Annotated in this window: 12 protein-coding genes; 8 read left to right on the top strand and 4 right to left on the bottom strand. The window is 41.4% G+C overall.

Going from position 1 to position 19,793, the window contains the following annotated elements; genetic code table 11:
• The first annotated feature begins 128 nt into the window (after positions 1-128).
• The 8 genes from B3317_RS16070 to B3317_RS16035 all read left to right on the top strand — a co-directional run bounded on the left by B3317_RS16070 (position 129) and on the right by B3317_RS16035 (position 12,126).
• A complete protein-coding gene (locus B3317_RS16070; protein WP_291113441.1) occupies positions 129-1,352 on the top strand; it encodes a DUF4861 family protein in 1,224 nt (407 codons plus the stop codon).
• Between the two features lie 27 nt (positions 1,353-1,379).
• Positions 1,380-2,822, top strand: a complete 1,443-nt coding sequence (locus B3317_RS16065; protein ID WP_291113439.1) for a tagaturonate reductase — start codon at positions 1,380-1,382, stop codon at positions 2,820-2,822.
• Positions 2,823-2,894: 72 nt separating this feature from the next.
• Entirely contained in the window at positions 2,895-3,314 is a 420-nt protein-coding gene (locus B3317_RS16060; protein WP_291113437.1) for an HIT family protein, read from the top strand.
• A gap of 366 nt (positions 3,315-3,680) precedes the next feature.
• Entirely contained in the window at positions 3,681-5,168 is a 1,488-nt protein-coding gene (locus B3317_RS16055; RefSeq protein ID WP_291113435.1) for a UxaA family hydrolase, read from the top strand.
• A gap of 174 nt (positions 5,169-5,342) precedes the next feature.
• Positions 5,343-8,540 (top strand): SusC/RagA family TonB-linked outer membrane protein, encoded by a 3,198-nt coding sequence (locus tag B3317_RS16050; RefSeq protein ID WP_291113433.1) that lies wholly within the window; start codon positions 5,343-5,345, stop codon positions 8,538-8,540.
• Between the two features lie 18 nt (positions 8,541-8,558).
• The gene (locus B3317_RS16045) at positions 8,559-10,010 is read left to right on the top strand and encodes a SusD/RagB family nutrient-binding outer membrane lipoprotein (RefSeq protein ID WP_291113431.1); all 1,452 of its coding nucleotides are present in this window, start codon (positions 8,559-8,561) and stop codon (positions 10,008-10,010) included.
• Positions 10,011-10,039: 29 nt separating this feature from the next.
• On the top strand, positions 10,040-10,537 hold the full coding sequence (locus B3317_RS16040) for a hypothetical protein (protein WP_291113429.1): 498 nt from the start codon (positions 10,040-10,042) through the stop codon (positions 10,535-10,537).
• A 17-nt stretch (positions 10,538-10,554) separates the two neighbouring features.
• Positions 10,555-12,126, top strand: a complete 1,572-nt coding sequence (locus tag B3317_RS16035; RefSeq protein WP_291113427.1) for a calcineurin-like phosphoesterase family protein — start codon at positions 10,555-10,557, stop codon at positions 12,124-12,126.
• Between the two features lie 141 nt (positions 12,127-12,267).
• Here B3317_RS16035 and B3317_RS16030 read toward each other — a convergent pair whose 3' ends face one another.
• The 4 genes from B3317_RS16030 to B3317_RS16015 form a co-directional block, all read right to left on the bottom strand.
• Positions 12,268-13,710 (bottom strand): transglutaminase-like domain-containing protein, encoded by a 1,443-nt coding sequence (locus B3317_RS16030; RefSeq protein WP_291113425.1) that lies wholly within the window; start codon positions 13,708-13,710, stop codon positions 12,268-12,270.
• 355 nt (positions 13,711-14,065) lie between these two features.
• Entirely contained in the window at positions 14,066-15,211 is a 1,146-nt protein-coding gene (locus tag B3317_RS16025) for a dipeptide epimerase (RefSeq protein WP_291113423.1), read from the bottom strand.
• Between the two features lie 128 nt (positions 15,212-15,339).
• Positions 15,340-16,545 carry a C40 family peptidase gene (locus B3317_RS16020; RefSeq protein ID WP_291113421.1) on the bottom strand — a complete coding sequence of 402 codons (1,206 nt, stop codon included), beginning with the start codon at positions 16,543-16,545 and terminating at the stop codon, positions 15,340-15,342.
• Between the two features lie 239 nt (positions 16,546-16,784).
• On the bottom strand, positions 16,785-19,787 hold the full coding sequence (locus B3317_RS16015; RefSeq protein ID WP_291113419.1) for a xanthan lyase: 3,003 nt from the start codon (positions 19,785-19,787) through the stop codon (positions 16,785-16,787).
• Positions 19,788-19,793 lie beyond the last annotated feature (6 nt).

Raw genomic sequence — 19,793 nt, 5'->3', positions numbered from 1 at the left:
CGGGGTGAAACTAATTAAGTCAAAAATACCCCTTTATATTTGATTCGTTACTCCTATATTTGCTATAGGAGCAGAATAATGTTTACTTTTACACCGTTTATAAGAATTTCTAACCTTAAAAAAGACCAATGAACAATTATTCTAGTATGTATAATAAGTCATTTTTTATTTGTCTGTTTTTGTTCTTACAGATAAACATTTTCTTGTCGGCGCAAAGCATTTCCGTGAAGAATAATTCGGGACAGGCCGTTATTGATTATACTTTGGAAATCCCGGTTAATGAACTGAATCTCTCTTTAGGAAACTACATGGCGACCATAAATAATACGGATGTTCCCGTTGAAATAATTACGGATGTAAAAGGGCGGCAACTGGCAATACTGCCCGTAAGTAGAATCAATGCTAATAGTGAAATTGTTATTTCGGTACGGCCGGGTACGGCCGATGCTTATCCCAAGCGTAGCTATGCGGAATTATCTCACAAAATAGGCGGGCACTTCGAAGGACATAAATACGAAGGTGGTTACTCGTGGGTGAAACCCAATTATATAAGTCTACCCGGAACGTTCAGGGATCATTCCTATTATATCAAATACGAAGGTCCGGGTTGGGAGAGCGATAAAGTTGCTTTCCGTTTCTATCTGGATAACCGTAATGCGATTGATGTATTCGGTAAAAAGACTTCGGATATTGTCCTTCCTGCTGTAGGTGTCGATGGATTTGATAATTATCACCGGATGGCAGACTGGGGAATGGATAATATGAAAGTTGGAACCGCTCTGGGAATTGGAACTATCGCTGTCTGGAACGGACAAAAAGCTGTCCGTGTAGAAAAGAAAGACAGTATGACCTGTTTTATTCCTGCCGATGGTAAAATACGGTCGCAGGTAAAAACAATTTATTACGGATGGGATGCCAACGGCGAAAAATGTGATCTTACTTCACTCATTTCCATCGATGCAGGTAGCCGTGCTTCACGTATGGAGTTGCTCGTGAATAAAAATATCGATATTGCAACAGGGATTATAAAAATAAAAGACGCGGAACTTATCGTTAGCAATAATAAGGACAGTAAATGGTCTTACATAGCTACTTTTGGTAAGCAAAGCCTGAATAACGATATGCAGGGTCTTGTTGTGTTTGCGCACACACGGCAAATTAAGGAGATAACAAGCGATGAACTGAATCATGTATTGGTACTTGAACCTGATAACGGCTATGTGGAATATTATTTTATGCCTACATGGGAACTGGACAAAGAGCCGGTTGTCACCAAAGACGATTTTATGAAATGTATAGATGAGGTGCTGGCCCGCTTGAATAATCCGATAACATATACTATTAAGAATTAAGAATCAACTATAATAACAACTTATATCATGAAGCCACTTAATAAAACAACAGTAGAAAAAAAAGACTTACCGGTAAAAATCCTTCAGTTCGGCGAAGGGAACTTCCTTCGGGCCTTTGTAGACTGGATGATCGACAAGGCAAACAACGCAGGTGTAATGAACCATGGTATCATCGCCGTACAGCCGATAGGCGGTGGTGAGAATATGGTAAAGATGTTCAAAGACCAGGACAGCATGTACCATGTTTACCTCGAAGGTATAAAAGACAAGAAGCCTGTAAAAGAAGTTGCTTTGGTAAAAAGCATCATGGATATCATGAATCCTTACAGCCAGTATGCGGAATACGAAAAGCTATTTCTGAGTGATGGACTTGAAATGATAATTTCCAATACCACAGAAGCCGGTATTCGCTACGAAGAAGGAGACGACCTTACGGCAGAGCCTCCGAAATCGTTCCCTGCTAAAATGACGGCCTTATTACATAAACGATATAAGAAATTTAATGGTGCAAAAGATAAAGGTCTTCTTATTATCTGCTGCGAACTGATCGAAGATAACGGCTCCACACTTCGCGAATATGTACTTAAACACGCTAGGTTCAATAATCTGGAAACGGGTTTTATCGAGTGGGTAAATACCGCATGCCATTTTTATGATACATTGGTAGACCGTATTGTACCGGGTTTCCCTCGTGAGAATATCAATGAAATCAAGGCTGAGATCGGCTTCGATGATAACCTTGTCGTAAAAGGTGAATATTTCCACGTATGGGCTATTGGTGGCGACAGCATCATTAAAGAGAAATTTCCGTTAGACAAAGCCGGGCTGAATGTCCTGTTTATGGATGATATCAAAGCCTTCCGCGCCAAGAAAGTACGTATCCTTAACGGCTCCCATACAGCTATGGTGCCTGTGGCTCTCCAGCTTGGTTGCGAAACGGTGATGGATGCATTCAATACACCCGAAGTAGAGAAATATATCAATAAGATGGTGGCCGAAGAAGTATTGCCATGTATCGGCGAAGATCCGGAAGAACTGAAAGCCTTTGCCGCCAAAATATTGGAACGCTTCTACAATCCGTATCTGAAACATTATCTGAAAGATATCTCTTTAAACTCCATTTCAAAATGGGAGACGCGGGATTATCCTACTGTATATGACTGTTGTAAGAAACTGGATAAGAATGCAAAACTGACTACATTCTCTTTTGCTGCGCTACTGGTGCTTTATACAGGACAGTCTGCTGCAAAAAACTTCACGCCGAATGATACCCCTGAGTTTATCGAATTTATTCAAAAGACATACGATAAAAACAATATTAAAGGATGGGTAACGGCCATTGTGAACAATAAGGAAATGTGGAAAGAAAACTTCTCCGAAGTGCCTCAGTTTATCGACGAAGTATCCAAGGATGCGGAATTGATCTTAAGTGAAGGTATGCCGGCTGCATTACAGTCTTTAATTAATTGATAATAAATTTAGTAGTTGTGGGTAATGGGATCAATTCATTGCCCACAATCAACAATATACATATGAACGATTATGAATAACGATTGTTTATATTGCAATAAAAATCAGACTCAATACGATCTGATGATTGAAATTTGTAGACTGGATGTTTCTACCGTATACCTCTTCAGGGAACAAACCTATCTGGGACGGTGTATTGTCGCTTATGAAGGTCATGCAAAGGAATTATACGAACTGGATGATAATGTACTTTTGTCATATATGCAGGATGTCAATAAAGTAGCAAAGGCATTGAAAGATATATTCGCCGCTGCTAAAATAAATTATGGCGCTTACTCCGACAAATTGCCCCACCTGCATATGCACTTAGTACCTAAATATACGGATGGCCCGGATTTTGGTTCTACTTTTACGATGAATCCCCGGAAGGTTTATTTGTCGGATGAAGAATATATGGATATACTGGCTTCTGTCAGGAGTAGATTGATCTAAAACTGAAAACTTTATCTATATAATGGAGCTCCGGTTTTTAACCGCCGCCTTACAGTTCTTTGATACAATGTCCGGCAAAGCCGTTGCTTACTGAAAAGCGACAAAATAGAAAAGTATGCAAAGAGTGTTACTTTTGTTACCTTTTAACAGTTACAAGTTACGAGTAAACAAGATACAAGATACAAGATACAAGATACAAGATACGAGATACAAGATACAAGTTGTTAACTGATGACTGTTCACTGTTAACTGAAAAGGTTGTAACCTTTGTTACCTTTTATACAAAGTAAAAAGTGACAACTAAAAAAATATTGAAAAAGTGTCAACTTTGTCAACTAATAATAGAAAAAGAAGGAGAAAACAGAAATGAATAAATATCTTAAAATAGCCCCTGCAGACAATGTTTGTGTGGCAATAGAAGACCTGAATGAAGGTGTCATTTTGGATATAGACGGCAAAAAAGTCACTATCAAGAATGCGATCCCCACAGGTCATAAATTCGCAATAGACGAAATAAAAGAGAATGAAGACGTTGTCAAATACGGTTATCCGATAGGGCATGCTACAATTGATATTCATATCGGAGAGCATGTACATACTCATAATGTAAAGACCAATTTGCATGATGATCTCCAATATACTTATGTTCCGGTTCATCCGAAACTGCATATAAAGAAGAGTAACCTCACAATAAACGGTTATCTGCGTTACAATGGCGAAATGGGTATCCGCAACGAACTGTGGATTGTCCCTACCGTAGGCTGTGTCAATGGACAGGCACAAGCTATCATTAACCGTATAAAAAGCGAATTGGATGTTTCCCATATAGACGATATACGTGTCTATACTCATAACTACGGCTGCTCCCAGCTTGGTGACGATCATGTCAATACCCAGAAGGCATTGGCGGCACTGGCCAAACATCCTAATGCAGGCGGCGTATTGGTAATGAGCCTCGGTTGTGAAAACAATCAGCAGAAGGACTTCAAAAAAGTAATGGGCGAATGGGACGATAAGCGGGTTAAATTTCTTATTGCACAGGAAGTACAGGATGAAATAGAAACAGGTTTTCAGCTGATGAAGGAACTGGTGGAGAATATGCGTAACGACAAACGCGAACCACTTCCATTATCGAAACTGAAAGTAGGATTGAAGTGTGGTGGTAGCGACGGCTTTTCCGGCATTACAGCCAATCCGTTGGTCGGGCAGTTCTCCGACTGGCTGATAGCACAGGGGGGAACAAGTATCCTTACCGAAGTGCCCGAAATGTTCGGAGCCGAAACTATCCTGATGAACCGTGCGGAGACAAAAAAAGTTTTTGATGATACAGTGTTGTTAATCAATAACTTCAAGCATTACTTCCGCAAGTTCGACCAGCCGATATATGAAAATCCTTCACCGGGGAATAAAGCCGGGGGCATTACTACCCTTGAAGATAAATCGCTGGGTTGTACCCAAAAAGGTGGCAATTCGGAAGTCGTGGATGTGCTGGATTATGGCCAGCCGGTAGTAAAACATGGCCTTAACCTGCTGAATGCACCGGGTAACGACCTTGTAGCCGCATCGGCTCTGGCTATGTCGGGTTGTCAGATAGTGCTGTTTACAACAGGCCGCGGTACTCCATTCGGTGCTTTTGTTCCTACAATGAAAATATCCACCAATAGTAAGTTGTATAATTTCAAGCAGAACTGGATAGACTTCAATGCCGGAACCTTGCTCGAAGGGCGTAGTATGGAAACCGTTTTGAATGATTTTATCAACTTTACGGTCGAAGTTTGTGATGGCAAGCATCTGAAACATGAAGAGACAGGCTTTAAGGAAATAGCCATATTTAAGTCGGGAGTAACTCTGTAATCAAGAGGCAATATTTTAATTAATGTATATATTTGAAGAGCTGGCTGGAGTCTGTTATTACCCCGGTCAGCTTTTACCAAAATTTAATCATATAACAACTTTGTGTTAACGAATCTGTAATCATAGAGGGATACTTTTACCCGTGAGTTTTTAATCATTAATAAAAATAAACGGATGAAAGTAAATCTGACGAAACCAAACAGGAAAGCCATTCTTATACTCTTTTTCCTGCTTGGTATTTCTATGCTGAATGCCCAGAATAAGGCAACCTCAATAACCGGTGTGGTTAAGGATGAGAGTGGCGAAACTGTAATCGGGGCCACAATAAAAGTTAAAGGAACTTCTACCGGTACGGTAACGGATATGGATGGTAAGTTCTTTCTGGAAACTCCGGCTACGGGAATCCTGAGCATTTCATATATAGGCTATCAGCCGGTTGAAATGGCGATAGAGAGCAATAAACACTATACGATTACATTAAAAGAAGACCAGAAGCAACTAGATGAAGTTGTTGTGACGGCATTAGGCATCAAGCGGGAAGAAAAAGGTCTTGGATTTGCTACTGAGAATATTGAAGGACAATCCTTAAATGACTCTAAGTCTAATAACTGGGCTACGGCCCTCTCCGGGAAAGTGGCTGGCTTGAGTATAATTAGCCCCGGTGGAGGACCATTAGGAACATCCCGTATCTCATTACGTGGAGATAATTCCATGAACATGGATGGGAACAATGCCCTTATCGTGATTGATGGTGTTCCGATCGGAGGTTCGGCTACAGGTACAGGGGCCGACTCATATGGTGCGGGTTCGGGGAGCGATATTCCTGTCGACTATGGCGATGCTGTGAGTGATCTGAATCCTGAAGATATTGAATCTATAACAGTGCTGAAAGGTGCTTCCGCTGCAGCTTTGTACGGTAGTCGTGCCGCAAACGGGGCTTTGATAATAACTACAAAATCAGGTTCGAAGCAGAAAGGGATAGGCGTGACATTCAGTTCCAACTTCAGTATCGATAATGTCCTGAAATGGCCCGATTATCAGTATGAATACGGGCAAGGAACACAAGCTAAGGATAAGAACGGTAATTGGTATTATTCATATGGGGCATCGGCAGACGGAACGAATACCGGTTCTACCAGTAGTGCATTTGGTCCTAAATTCGATGGACAGATGTATTTCCAGTATGACCCTAATGTTGAAGGACAGAGTCTGGAGCGGCAGTTATGGCAACCCTACAAGAATAATATAAAGGACTTTTGGCGAACCGGAACAAATTTCACCAATAGTATATCCATTGAAGGTGCATCGGATAAGGCGAGTTTCAGGGCATCATTTACACATCAGAACAATGAATGGATGATGCCTAATACGGGCTTCAAACGGACATCGGTTTCTACTTCGTTTGACTATAAAATAACAAACAAGCTCCGCTTTTCGTCTAAGGTGAGTTTTACCAACAGGAATAGTGATAATCTGCCGGGAACGGGCTATAATAACCAGTCTATCTCCTATTTCATGATCTTCCAGAATCCTAATGTCGATCTGGCTTGGTACCGTCCGATTTGGAAGAAAGATAAGGATCAGGTAGAACAGATACATCCTTTCAGCAGCTATATAGACAATCCTTATCTGATAGCCTATGAGATGGAAAATCCTACGGATAAGAATTCGGTATTGGGTACAGCGAGTGCGACGTATCAGTTCTCAAGGAAGTTCGACTTACTGGTGAGGACAGGTATAGAAATGTCGCATGAGGCGAGGGAACAGCATCGTCCCTATAATACGGCCAACTTTGCTACAGGTTATTATAAAGAAGAGGATATTAACTACTTTGAGATAAATACAGACTTTCTTTTCTCTTACAGAGAGCAGTTTAACCGGGATTTAGGGCTGAGAGTTTCTGCCGGAGGCAATATGAGAAAGAGTGAATACCGTTATAAGGCCGGATATATCACAGGCCTGGTGACTCCGGGTGTGTATAAATTGTCCAACGGCTTCACAAATGCGACCATGCGGTCTACAAACCGGGATAAGCAGGTTAACAGCTTGTATGGAACAGCTACCATTAATTATAAGAAGTTCTTGTATTTGGATGTGACCGGGCGTAACGACTGGTCGAGTACGTTGCCTATTGAGAACAATTCATTCTTTTATCCTTCTGTCAGTGGTAGTTTCGTCCTGTCGGATGTAGTTAAAATGCCTTCTCAGATCTCTTTTACTAAATTGAGATTATCCTGGGCACAGGTAGGTAATGATACAGACCCCTATAAGACAGCAAAGTATTACTCTGTAAGTGAATTTTCGGGTGCTGCTGAAAGACCGGGAACTTTATATAATGCGAACCTAAAGCCTGAGATATCGACTAACTATGAAGCTGGAATAGATTTCCGGATGTTTAAAAACAGGCTCGGTATAGATATTACAGGATACCAGAATTATACGAAGAACCAGATTATAGATGTACCCATCGATCCGACAGCAGGGTATGGCAAAGCCACAATCAATGCCGGAAAAGTAAGAAATCAGGGGCTGGAAATAGTGTTGAACGGGCTTTTGATGGAACAACGTAGTTTCAAATGGAAAGCTTCCTTTAATTGGGCGAAGAACTGGAATAGGATAATGGAACTTTCTGAAGATCTGGATAATGATGAAGATCAGATGATAGCGCAAGCCGGAACTGTATATTATTATGCGAAAGTAGGCGGGTCTATGGGAGATATGTACGGTTATAAGTTGCTCCGCAATCCGGAAGGTAAAGTCATATACGATGCTGCTACAGGATTGACGGCAAAACCCGAAAATGTAGAGTATGTAGGTAATGCATATCCGGGATGGAAAGCCGGTCTTCAAAATGAATTTACAATAAAGAATGTGCGTGTGTCTTTCTCTATAGATGGACAATATGGTGGTCTGGTTTATTCTCAGTCGCATCATAAAATGACAGAACAAGGTAAATTGAAACATACCCTTTACGGACGTGACTCAGAAGATGGTAAACTGGTAGGAGATGGTGTTGTGGCTAACGGAGATGGAACTTATTCTCCAAATACAACCAGAGTGCTGGTAAGCCAATATTATGCAGACTATTATCGCCGGGCAAATGTGGAGACAAACTCATTCGATGCCACATTCATAAAACTTCGGGAAGCAAGGGTAGAATATAACTTCCCGTCGTCGATAACAAAGAAACTGAAGCTGAATTCTCTTGCAGTAGCTTTATTTGGTCGTAATCTGTGGATGTGGACAAAGGAATATCCTCTGTTCGATCCGGAAGCGGCAGCGTTAAATAGTTCTACAATTGTTCCGGGAACTGAAATGGGGCAAATGCCCTCTTCACGTACTATGGGGATAAACCTGAATGTTAAATTTTAATATGAAAAAGATTAAGAAATGAGAGTGTTAGACAAAATATCGATAGTGTTATGTGTACTGGGTACCAGCTTTACAGCTTGTGACAGTGGATTTGAGGAACTGAACAAAGACCCGAACAGAATAGATGAAATATCACAAGGCTCACTGTTAAGTCCTATTTTATATGAAATGGCCAGTTACAATTACCTGAGAGCTGATGATGTGACTTTCGATTTTATGCAAGTTTCTTTAAATCATCCAAGTAGTGGAACAGACAGGGCACATTACTATATGACGGAAACATCCGGTGAAGGTGTATGGAGTACTTATTATAATTGGCTGACATCAGTAAAAGAGATGTATGAGGCTTCCATAAAGTTTAAAGACCCGAATTCACAGGCAATCGCTCTGACCCTGAACAGCTGGTTGTACGCAAATTTGACCGATGCGTTTGGCGATGTACCGATGAAAGAGGCTTCGCGAGCTGAAGAAGGGATATTAAAACCCGTGTTTGATACACAGAAGGAAATTTATACCCGTATTATATCAGACCTGGAGACGGCAAATGAGATGTTCATTACATCACAGAAATTGACCTATATAGGAGATCTTCTCTATAATGCCAATACTGAGACAGAAGGTATACTGAAGTGGAAAAAGTTTTGCAACTCTTTGCGTATGCGCTGTTTGTTGCGTATTTCCAAGAGGGATTCGGAAATGAATGTATATGCAGAATTGAATAAGATGGTGAATGATCCTGCTAAATACCCTGTTTTTGAGAAGAATGCAGACGGGGCTATATTAGCTCTGTCAGGATTGGCTCCCCAGTTACCTCCTATTTCCAGACCGCAGGATTTTACTACAGGACGGGCTGCAGGAGAATTTTTTATAGATAACCTTGTGGCTATGGACGATCCAAGATTGCCTATATGGGCTTCGAAAGCGAAGGACTTGGATGGAAAGAATATCGGATATAAAGGAATCCCAAGTGGTAGTCCTATTACTCAGACATTCAATTATACTCCGTCTAACCTAAATCAGGCATTAGCAAAGGCTCCCCTGAATATTGTATTGATGACTTATGCCGAAGTTAAGTTTATTATGGCAGAACTAGCATATAAGAATATAATATCAGGAGATGCAAAGACCTATTATGAAGAAGGTACTAAAGCAGCTATCGAGCAATGGGGCGGAGTAGTACCGGCTAATTATTTCAGTAATGTAAATGCTGCGTACAATGATACTTTCGAAAGGATAATGCTTCAGAAATATTTTACCTTGTTCTTCAATGACTACCAGCAATGGTTCGAATACAAAAGGACGGGGCTACCTGTACTCCCTGATAATGGAGGATTACTGAATAATGGCAAGATGCCCGTACGATACCAATATCCACCTAAAATAAAGCGAATGAATAGTACTAATTACCAAAAAGCCGCAGAGAATATGGGTGGTGATAATATCAACATAAGATCGTGGTGGGAAAAATAAACGATACTAACTTATAAAATGAAATAGATATGAAAAAGATTGTTTGCTTATCATTTGTATTTGTCTGCACAATATTGTCATTGCAGGCACAGACAACCCCGAATTTCGAATACGATGTTTATGGAGATGGTATTAAGGTCGAAGATATAAAAGATTATTCTTCGCATGAACTGGGAGACCTTATTGCCCGTAAACTGCAGGCTGTGGAGAATATATATCTGCTACGTTACGAAACGAAGGTAGGCCTTAATAACTCTGAGATTGAAGTACAGAAACCCGATATTTTGCAGTCTGTCGAGAAAATGGATAAGTATTATAAGAAAGCCGTTAAAAAACAATTACTATCGAAAGACGAGGCTGTGAGCAGATTGTCAAAATATCTGGACATTGCATACTTTGTATTTTATGAAGACAGTGCCGCATTTGAGAGAGCCTTAAATAGAGCCAAAAAGACGGAAGATATTATAACTATTTTTGAGCAGGTTAATCTGCTAAATTACAATACTAAGATGGAGGCGAGAAACTAATGTATAAATGTAAATCAATGAAAAGATACCTGTTAATAATATTAGGCATAATCTTATTTGCGGATGTACAAGCGCAAACCTTGTCCACAGTCAAAGGATTTGTATTTGAAGATACCAATAAGAACGGAGTAAAGGATAAACAGGAAAAAGGCCTGCCGGATATATTAGTTTCAAATGGTGTGGATGTCGTAAAAACGGATAATCAAGGTTATTACCAATTGCCGGTAGGAGATGATAACATAATATTTGTAATAAAACCTACCGGTTATCAGACTCCGCTGAATGAAGACAACCTGCCTCGGTTCTATTATATTCACAAGCCTGATGGTTCGCCTCAGTCCTTTAAATATCAGGGTGTACCTGCTACCGGAAACTTGCCTGAATCCGTTGATTTTCCGTTGCTGCCATTTTCGGAAACGGATAATTTCACGGCCCTGTTGTTTGGTGATCCGCAACCTTATTCTGAAAAAGAAGTAGAATATTTTGCACAAGGTATTGTTTCGGAAGTAGAGGATATAAAAGGGGTGAGCTTTGGTATAAGTTTAGGTGATATTGCAGGTGATAATCTCGATTTGCACCTTCCTTATAAAAAGGCGGTAAAAAATGTAGGGATACCGTGGTATAACGTAATTGGTAACCATGATATGAATTACGATGCCAAAACCGATATCCTGTCAGACGAAACATTTGAGAGGAATTTCGGACCTGCAAATTTTTCATTCAATTATGGTAAAGCTCATTTTGTTATCCTTGATGATATTCTTTATCCGGACCCCCGCAAAGTGGAGAAATACTGGGCCGGATTTCGTAAAGACCAGTTGGATTTTATCGAAAACGATTTGAAATACGTTAATAAAGACCGATTGATAGTTTTAGTCTTCCACATTCCTTTGCTGAATGAAAATAACTCATTCAGACTGAAAGACAGGCAAAAATTATTTTCTCTGTTCAAGGATTATCCTAATGTACTGGCTATTTCGGCACATATGCATACGCAGCAGCATAATTTCTATGGGGTACGGGATGGTTGGCTTCAGCATAAGCCTTTGCACGAGTACAATGCCGGTACTACTTCCGGAGACTGGTATTCCGGCGATATAACCGAACAGGGGGTACCTGATGGTACTATGAGAGATGGTACTCCGAGGGGATATGCTTTTCTCAATATTAGTGGAAACCAATATACAATTGATTATAAAGTAGCAGGTAAAAGCAAAGATTATCAAATCCAGATATTTAATCCGAAAGTAGTAGGATATAAAAAGCGGACATCATCTAAAATTTATGCGAATTTCTTTATGGGGACACAGAATGATGCCGTTGAATACCGGATTGACGGCGGAGACTGGAAGCAGATGGACTGGACCGAAACTGCTGATCCTGCTTATTTGAATAATGTATTCAGCTGGGATTTATCAGATGAATTGAAAGAGGGAAAACGTCCTTCGAATCCGGTTTTATCAACTCATATCTGGATGGGGAATATAGCGACGGATTTATCCATAGGAATTCACGAGATAGAGGTTCGGGCAACTGATATGTTTGGCCGTACATATACACAGAAAAGTGAGTATAAGATTATGGAATAATAATCTGTTGCAGGTAGTAAACAAGACGTCAAAGAACGAATAGATAAAAAGGCTTTAGTCTGACCTGTACGGGTATATGGCTAAAGCCTTTTCTGTGAGAACCCTAAAAAAAAATGTTAGTTTCAGTGAATAACCTTCCGGTTAGTTATTAGTATATGTGACATCAAAGTCCCAGCTCCATTTGTCGAAGTATAAGTTTCCTCCCTTCCATTCCAACTCGCCACGTTGAAAATCCACAGTTTCGCTTCGTGGGTAAATCTTTCCGGGGAACAGAGGCCGGGAATAATCGTTATTGACTATCCAGCGGTACGCGTCCATCCCGTTAGAATATATGTACCTGACTTTTTCATCATCTGTAAACCTGTTGATACCGAATGACTGGTCCATTGGTATCCAGCCGGTACCTTCTATATAGAATTCACTCCAGTCGTGCAGGTTCAGTCCGTTCGGATGCATCATAAATCCGCTCTGCCAGCGTGCGGGGATGCCATTATAGCGTGCCAGCGTTAAGAACAACAATGTTACTTGTCCGCAGTCGCCATGATTATTTGCCAGTACATAGGCCGGGATATTGTCTATTGTCGAGTATTCCCGTGCGCCCGCCCATGGGAAATTTTCATCTACCCATGTGAATATCTTTTTCATCTTCTGATAAGGGTCTGTTTCGTTGCCGATGATACGTTCCGATATGGCTTTGATAGAATCACTGAAAACGATATGGGGAGCCCGTTCGGAAGTATATGTCTTATACAGGTCGCTATTTGTATCATATGGCTTGATCTCTTTGCCCTCAAGATTGAACCATTCTGCCGCCGATTTATAAGAGAATTCTATCTCAAACTTCAGAGGCTCGTCTTTCTTCGCAACTTTCTCCATGTATAATGTGCGGTGTGCATATTCAGACGGGGATATAATATAATTATCGTCATTTACCGACAACAACTTTATTTCCGATTGTCTGCGCTCATCCTCTCTCGGGTACGGAAGCCAGCATCTTACAACTTCACCTTCGGGTACTGCATTCGGTTTCAGCGTCACTTCATATTTTACTCTCATTGCAACGGGAGGCATTTGGGTTTTTCCTGTTTTTCCCAATACAGATATTATTTCCGGCAGATGTACTTTCAGAGTTTCTTCCTTTGCGTCTGTCCCCGGTTTATCTACTTCCTTTTTCTTTGCGATAGCATCTTTATCCAGACGGAACAGGTTGCTTGCTCCACGGCTGAAATATCTCTTCTGACCGTCTATAACCATATATTCCAGAGATTTATTTACTTCCCATTTGACTAGCATATCATCATTTACATCAGGATAATATTTCCTGATATATTCCATTACCGGTTCTTTGTCCTTGTTGAAGTCCAGAGCTATACGATGCATCTTATCCTTTCTCCGGTTGAGGTCATAGATTGTATCGGCAGAAGGTCTATTCCCGGCAATATACAGGTCGATCAGATAAGAGGCTTTCGTAAAGTTTCCGGCCTTTTCTTCCGTATCTATCTGCTCCAGACTCACAGGCTTGGGTCGTTGGGTATTGCATCCCCATATTGCCAGTGTGATTATTATAAGATATAAGTGTTTCATAGATCTTCTTTTTTTTGTTTCGTTAACTATTTATAGTTAAAAAGTAACAGAAGTAACAGCTTTTACAGTGAACAGTTAGCAGTCATCAGTTAGTAGTGTTTACCGGTACACTCACAAAACTTGACAAATTTGACACTTTTGTATTGTTTTTCATTGTTACTTTTTTACTTTGCGTTTAAATAAAAAAGTAACAAAAGTAACACGTTTTTCAATTTTATTCAGATGTTACTTTTTATGTCTAAAATGCAATTGTTCAGTCTATTCAATTCTAGTATATAGATAAATTTTTTCTTAAATGATAAATACTTCCTTCGCGTCTTTGCGAGAGATTTTTATGACTGGCTCCTGTTCGATACTACTTCTCTATCCCTATTCCCGGCAAATCATTCAATATCAATTTCCCGTCAACAACAGTCGTCCCTTTATAAATATCGTTACTTATCAACAGGTTTCCATCCAGGTCTGCCCAATCCACAGCAGGGGATAATTGGGACGCTGCCGAAATAGCACAGGAAGTTTCCGTCATACAACCTATCATTACCTGCATATTAGCTGCGCGGGCTACCGTCAGTATCTTCCATGCTTCCCGCATTCCCGTACATTTCATCAGTTTGATATTTACACCCGTAAAAGCGCCTTTGAGCCGCAATACATCATTCAACCGTTGGAAAGATTCATCCGCAAAAACAGGTAGGGGACTCCTTTCTGTTACCCAGGCCGAATCGTCGAGGTTGTATTTCGGCATCGGCTGTTCTATCATTACTATCCCTTTTTCTTTCAGCCAGTATATCATATCCAGTGCATGATGTTTGTCTTTCCAGCCCTGATTGGCGTCTATGGCAATAGGCTTGTCGGTCACTGTACGGATAGCTTCTATCATCTCCTTGTCATTGTCGCGTCCCAGCTTTACTTTCAGAATATTGTAAAGCGGCGCGGCTTCCCTGGTCTTCTCTTTCACCACATCGGCGGTGTCTATTCCGATAGTGAAAGTCGTGGACGGTGCTTTCGACTTATCCAGCCCCCATATTTTATACCACGGTTGTCCCATGATCTTACCCACAAGATCATGCAGGGCTATATCCACAGATGCTTTTGCCGCCGTGTTGTTTTCCGCTATTTTATCTACATAGGTGAGTATATCATCGAGCTCGAACGGACTGGAAAACTGGCTCAGGTCTATTTTTTTTAGGAAGTCCATAACAGATGCCTGCGTTTCTCCCAGATAGGGCGGGAGAGAGGCCTCCCCGTATCCGGTAATACCGTCATATTCGATCTCCGTTAATACAACAGGGGTTGTTGTACGTGAAAAATTAGCGATAGTAAATACATGTCTCAATTGCAGGTCGAAAGGTCTGAAGCTGAATTTCATTTTTCCTTTGCTGCCTGCCACCTTGTCTTTACCTTTCTGTGCGAATATGCTCAATGGGGAGCCGGCAGCCAGACCGGCACCAAGAGAGGCCAATGCTGTCTTTCTCAGAAAATCACGTCTTGATTGTGCCATATATTATTAAATTAAAAGTGAAAAACGAAAAATAAAAAATAATTAGCAGGTTCGGATATTAGCATATTAGCAAATGATATTGCCGCTTGCGCTCCATTTGCTGATTTTCAAATATGCTAATTCGCTAATTATCTCTGCTCCTTATATAACGGACTATTATTTATACTCCAGATTCCTTTAGTATCCACAGCACCGATAACTCGCGACGCCCGTACAAACTCGCGGGTATTTAGTTCGTCATAATTTGCTTTGGTCGAATCCAGACTGTTTATCCTTATATATCCCGAAGCGTGGATGAACTCTTTATCACCTTTGTAAAAGGCAACATGGCGTATTCGTTCTTTTTTTCCGTCCTGCGCTTTTTTTCCGAAGAACATTAGGTCACCCGGACGCAGGTTTTCGTAACCATTGCTTATATCCACAGGAATGCCGGTCTTTACCTGCTGGGAAGCATCCCGCATAAGAATAATTCCATGCATCAGCATCACTGTTTTGGTAAATCCGCTGCAATCCATGCCTTTGACGGATGTACCGCCCCACGTGTACGGGATACCTTTGAGAGACAGAGCCTTTTCCAGAATGCTCTTTTCTGTCAGTCTGACTGATGCCAGCCATTCTTCATAGGGTTTGCTCTGGCTTTTCAATATATAAGCGATGCGGCCGTCAGGATAAGATACCTTATAGAAACGTCCGTTGTCGGCTTCCAGTTTCAGCATATTGCCGAATGCAAGATCGGATACCCTTTGTTTCTTTTCATCAGGATTTTCATATCCGAAGCCGTAATCATCTGTGAAAATGATTTTCTTTGCAGTTATCCATTTATTGAAATCATCTTTTGTCATTCTTACAAATGAGCTGCCGGTCGTCCATGCCACATAGCCTTCCGCGCTCTTTATCCTCCACCAGTCGTCGTGTTGCAAAACCTGTATAGGCGCTCCCAGTAATAGCTGGGTTCCCATTTCAGCGGCATAACTTGCACCCATGCGTGCATCTGCTACCGAAACGTTAATCACTCCATATGTTTTTTCTCCGACCGTTTCATCAGGTAATACACTGATGCTGTCTATTGCCGCCGGATTACTTTTCCGGATCTGTTCCAGCAAATCGGCTTTGGCTTCTTCCAGAGAAGTCACCCCTTTTATGACAGGCTTGCCTTCATTCTCTACAATTTTGATGTCATATACATTATCCCGCCTGTCCGGTACATGCTTCATTCTGACACTGTCTACGAGAGCATCAAGTTCGGGATAAGGTGCGTTTTCTTCTTTATTCTGACAGGCAGATAAGAGAATTAAAGCTGCTGCAACCAGTTTTGTTATATTGTTGATTCTCATATTAGTTATTATTAAATAAAAGCGTTTATTGATATATTTTGGCTGTGGGAGGCTGTCTCAAAAGTATTTTTCACTTTCTCTTTGTCATGTTGAACGGAGTGAAACATCTCGTTTCTCAGAGTCGAGATCCTTCGTTTCTCTCAGGATGACAAAGAGAGTAACACTTTGATAGTGTAGTTTTACTTTTGAAACACCCTCCTATAAAACAAATGCGACAATAAATATTATTCATTACTTAATCATTTTCTATTAAACATAAAATCCAGAATGTTTTTCATCAGTTGGTCACGCAAAGGTGTTTCCCTGATTGTCTCGAAAGGAAAACCCAAAACGCAGGTCTTATAATTATCATCAGAAGCTATTCCCGCACTCAGATTATTTTCGCTATACCTGAATACGGTGAAACTGTTTGCATCCGCAGGCTCTATGGCGTCAGGCGATTCTACTGCGTAACAATCCGAATTCAGTTGATTGTAGAAACTGTAAGTTCCTGTGAGCTGTGTGAAAGGTGAAGCCACGCTTTTGACTTTTCCTGTTACCGCTGCCTGCCCTGTCCGCCATTTATACTTTAATACCTTTTGCACGAATACCTTGTCTTCTTCATTTACAAATTCGTTGTCCCAGAGGTCTGTACCCACATAGGCGCCGCTGATAAATATGTTTCCTCCCCGGTTGCAATAATCTGTTATTCTCGACTGTAATTCGTCAGGGAAGGTTTTAAACCGTGGGGGAAATGCGCCACGTCCGATTTTTGCTTGTTTCTGTTTTCCTAATATAAGGTCTGTCAGTTTATAATTGTTCATATCAGCCAGACCGTTCATTACGGCTTCCGTATTAGCAGACACGAAGGAGTAGCCTGCATTTACGATGGATGTACCATGTACAAACGGATAATCGAATGTGTTACCTGCAATTACAGTCGTTTCATAATTGGAATTACTTGCTCCGAATCCGGCTGCGTCATCGTCCATCCACGGTATTTTGCGGCGAAACTCATACTGGCTGCCTATAAGGTTATATTGGCTCTTATTGGGCACTCCATGGTCTTTATAGCTTAAAAATCCGGCAATGCTGTCACTGCTGGCAAAGCTGTCGGGAGCAGATACCCGTTGAAACCCGTTGACAACAAAGATAGTTCCTTTCTCATTCGATTTCCTGCAAACGGATAATATTTCGGAAGGAAAACTTTCACCGCCTTCGTTTACTGCCGTTACCTTGAAACTGTATATCCTATCCTTCTCTATATCGATAGTCGTCTGGTTATCCTTTACCAATATACCATTATCGAAATCGTTATTATCCGTACGGGTATAAACGATATAACTGTTTGGTGTTGCGGTCGGTTCCGACGGGTCGTTTACCGGCAACCATTGCAGTTTCACCTGAGTATCTCCTGTAAACTCGGTACTGAACGATTTTATCGGCAACGGCGTCACTACATAATCGAAGTTGTACTGATAAGCAATAAATTTAAGTATTCCCTTATAAATAGCCCTGCTTGCCGTAAATTGGAAAGCCGGGTCGAGTCCGTAGCGCATATCGGCAAAATTCTGATGGGAGAGCAACTCCAGCAACATAGTCGGCACCTCCGGCATGCGGGCTTCGCTGTAATTGCGGTTCCATATATGGCGGCGTGTCCAGTCCGGCTCATATCTGGTGCGTATGTCTTTCACTATTTCGTCCATGATGAGGGATGTAAGGTCGCGGGAAGTAATACGCGGAGTGCCGTTCGCGAATATCTCATCGTTTATATGCGTCATGCAGATGGTCAGCGTGCCTATGATAGAATCATTGTAGGTTGTGCCCGCATCAGTATGGAAAGCCATTGCCATATCCAGTGGGATATTCAATCCTTTCCCCTTCGGGATAACAGGAGATCCTCCCGCCATATAATTTACCCATAACCCACGGCTCTGATAATCGTCCGTATAGTCGCTTTTCCCTTTTGTCCATCTGTACACGCTGTCGGGAACACCTGCCCATTGCAGCCAGTAACGCGCTCCTTCTGTATAGCGGGGATGATTGCTCGTTTCCAGTTCGTACTTTATCGGCGGAAATTTAGATACAGTCGTATCATCGGGTTGCTTTAGATTTTCGGGATCGGTGGTACGTGCGATATTTCCCATACCTCCCCCTATCTTTACAGCATCGGCAGTAATTATCCGCCCGCTTTTCGCGCTTTTGTTGGATAAGGTGATTTTACAATTCTCATTTTTACCTTTGTCAAAGGAGAAGAATCCGAGGAATATCCACGTGCCGCCCCCCATAGTCTGATTGATGCTGAACTCTGTTTTTCCTCCGGTGTGATACACGGTATAACGGGCGTCTTCACTGCTGTTTTTCAGGCTGGCATAAGATATATACACTCCGTATTTTCCTTTTTCCGGAATGTCGGGCAACCATTCGCAAACGCTTTCATCTCCTTTATTTATCGTTTTCACCTGCCGGTATGTACCATCCCGGAATGGATTTTCCAAGTCCAGATAAACTTCTTTCAGCTGGGCGAATCCGGTACTGTCCCCCTTTGTCCATGCTTCTTTTCCTGCTGTTTCTTTATAAACAGAGTTGTTTAAGGATTTATCGTTATCTACAATTATTTCATGCTTTTGTGTATCCCGTTCGCGTGGCAGGAAAACATTTGCTCCCGCGTTCTCGAGCATAGGGACAAGGTATGGTAAAACATAGCTTTGCGTGTATAAATCTTCTACTGTCTGGAAGACGCGGGCACGCTGCCATTCCCAGCGGGACAGCTTCTGTTCGTAGTACCAGCCGTGACTTTGCCACATGGCGATATGGCGGTTCTGAAGGCCTTTGCTGCTCTTTACAGGATGAGACAGGCGTGTTATTAACGGCTTATCAACTTTGTTGGTAAATTTTTCTTTCCTGATTAGCGGAATATAGTCTTCTATTTTGTACTTGTCGGAAAAAAGTTCGACATGATAATTTTTCATATTATCCGGCAGATATTCCTTCACCCCTGCGTATATGCCGTCTACCAGTTGCCTGTCGAAGCCCCCAAAGGACAAATTGACATTGGCAAACAGCCGGATCTTTTTTTTCTGTATGTCGACAGAGTCAATTGTTACAGGGTGTATACGCGTTTGCTGATTAATGGTTTTGGTTAGATATTCACCGATCTTATCAGTCACATCTTTTGTTATTTCCTGCGCCCTTATCCCGGTGGATGTAAGAGACAGGATAAAGGAGAAAAATATAAATAACGTTATCTTACGGCTTCCCATAATTTT

Source organism: Dysgonomonas sp. UBA7710, from assembly GCF_002482385.1.
In the GTDB taxonomy this organism is placed as follows: Bacteria; Bacteroidota; Bacteroidia; order Bacteroidales; family Dysgonomonadaceae; genus Dysgonomonas.
Note: the sequence above shows the minus strand (reverse complement) of the source record. Positions and strands in the feature narration are given on the sequence as shown.